Here is a 2,043-nt window from a genome sequence, read left to right as displayed (position 1 = left end):
CGGTAGAGACGGCCCTCAGGGTCGTATTCCATATTCAGACCGGCCAAGGTGCCTGAGCCCGTCAGCAGGCGGTTTTCGACATCGTAGGTGAAGACACGGGCGCCGTCATTGGTCATGTTGCCGACGCTGTCGTAACCGCCGCTTAACGCCGCGATCGAGGCATCCCGGTTCAGGCCGTCATAGGTGCGGTTCTCGGCCGCCGTCGCGGTCTCGACATAATCGTAGACCGTGCTCGATGCATTCCAGTTGGTGATCTGACCGGCCGGATTATAGCCATTGAACGACCAGGTGATGTCATTCGCCGTGCCGGGAAAGTCCTGATTCATCGAAATCAGTCGACCAACATTATCGTAGCTGAAGTACGAGTTAGCGCCATTGCTGCGGCCAATGGCCGAGATTCGACCGAGGGCATCATACCAGGGCTGCAACTGAACGCCCGCTACGCCTGTTAAAAACAGCCGGCCATCATTGTTATAACTATAGGTTTGCAGAACCGCGTCGGGGAACTGCATGTAATAGCGCGTCGAGTCAGCGAAATATCCGTACCATATCCCCCGGCCGTTCATATCCGTTGTGGCTGACACTCGACCCAGACCGTCATAATAGTAGGTCACACCCGCGCCTGCTGCCGAAGCGAAGCGCTTATAGAGGATATGCCCCAAGCCATCGTAGCCGGTATAGATGTCCTTCGAGGTGGCAGTGGACCCGGCATAGGCCGGTAGGTCCTTGAGGATCTCCCTGTTCAGATTGTCGTAGGTGTAGAGCACCGTCTGGGCATTGCGGTGACGCCAGCTTGTGCGGTTGTTATTGGTGTCATAGCCGAAGGTCTCGTAGTCCGTCGTGCTCGATATCTCGTTGCCGGCGACCGTGTTGGGGTACTGGATTTTCGATAGCCGGTCGAAGCCGTCATAGGTGAAGGTCGTCTTGTTATGGTTGGCGTCCATCTCGGACGCTTTCAAGCCGTTGTTGGTGTAGGTGTAATAGGCATATTGCCGGACATCGGAGGTGCCAATGCCCTGATAGACACCGAGTAACTGACCGGCTGCGTCATAGACATTCTGCGTAATGCGGTCGGGGCCATAGGCGCCCGTTGTACCCTGCAAACACGGATCGGACGGGAGGGAACCGAACGTTGTTGGATTCATCCGCACGGCCGTGCATAACGGCTGGTTATTGTAGTTGTAATTGACCTGCGTGACGCTGATCACCGTCTCGGCTTGCGCCAACCCGGACAAGCCGGCCAACGCCGCCCCCAAACCGAACACAAAACGCTTCATCGTTTTCTTCATCTGCATATTGTTCTGGCTCAGGGTTGCACCACTTCGGTTCTGCCGGGTCGGCCGGCGGCGTCAAAAGTGACGCGGGTAAAATTGACGACGACAAAGCCGGAGCCATCAGTCGCGTCGGTGTTGCTGTAACCGTTCTCTGTTTTCCATTCACGGCCGTCCGCGTCGTACCAATGGTGGACGACTCTGCGGTGAACACCCGTCCCGCCCGGTATCGGCCCGATCTCGAAAATCTTGCGCCGATTGGCATCGTAGGTGGTGAAGCTCTTATCATTCGTGCCGGACAACGGCCCATCCACCGACATGACATTGCCGACCTTGTCGTAGGCGTAGGTCGTCGTCGCGCTGTCATACCCGGATGCGCGGTTATCGCGCACCGTGACCTGATAAGGCTGGTTGGACTTGTAGGTGTAAGGCGCTGTCGAGGACGTCCCATAGTCGGTGAGCGTGACCGAAGTGTTGATATCGGCCGGACAGGCTGTCAGGGTCAGTTGCGCCGACGTCAGCCCGCAGGTTTCCGAGCGGGTTAGCCGATAGATGGTGCCATTGCCCGTATTGTAGGCGGTATAGGTGTTATAGGTCCGCTGGCGGAGGCCGTTCTGATCCGCCGGCAGGGTAACCGTCAGCACCCCACCATGGGTGTTGTCGTAGGTATAGTCCGCCTGGTTGCCCTTTGCGTCCTTTGTCCAGGTCGGCTGGTTGCAGGTCTTGGCATAGGTACAAGTCGACGGATAGCTCGCCGTAATAGAAGTGCTGC

At 57.4% G+C, this 2,043-nt stretch carries 2 pseudogenes; both read right to left on the bottom strand.

Annotated elements, in window-relative coordinates:
- Positions 1-1,277 (bottom strand): annotated as a pseudogene (locus BLO49_RS18080) (RHS repeat domain-containing protein); the annotation flags it as partial.
- A gap of 29 nt (positions 1,278-1,306) precedes the next feature.
- A pseudogene (locus tag BLO49_RS18480) lies at positions 1,307-2,043 on the bottom strand (hypothetical protein); the annotation flags it as partial.

Origin of the sequence: Asticcacaulis taihuensis (genome assembly GCF_900100255.1) — a bacterium.
GTDB classification, from domain to species: domain Bacteria; phylum Pseudomonadota; class Alphaproteobacteria; order Caulobacterales; family Caulobacteraceae; genus Asticcacaulis; species Asticcacaulis taihuensis.
The sequence above is the reverse complement of the archived record's forward strand: the minus strand, read 5'-3'. Positions and strand labels throughout refer to the sequence as shown.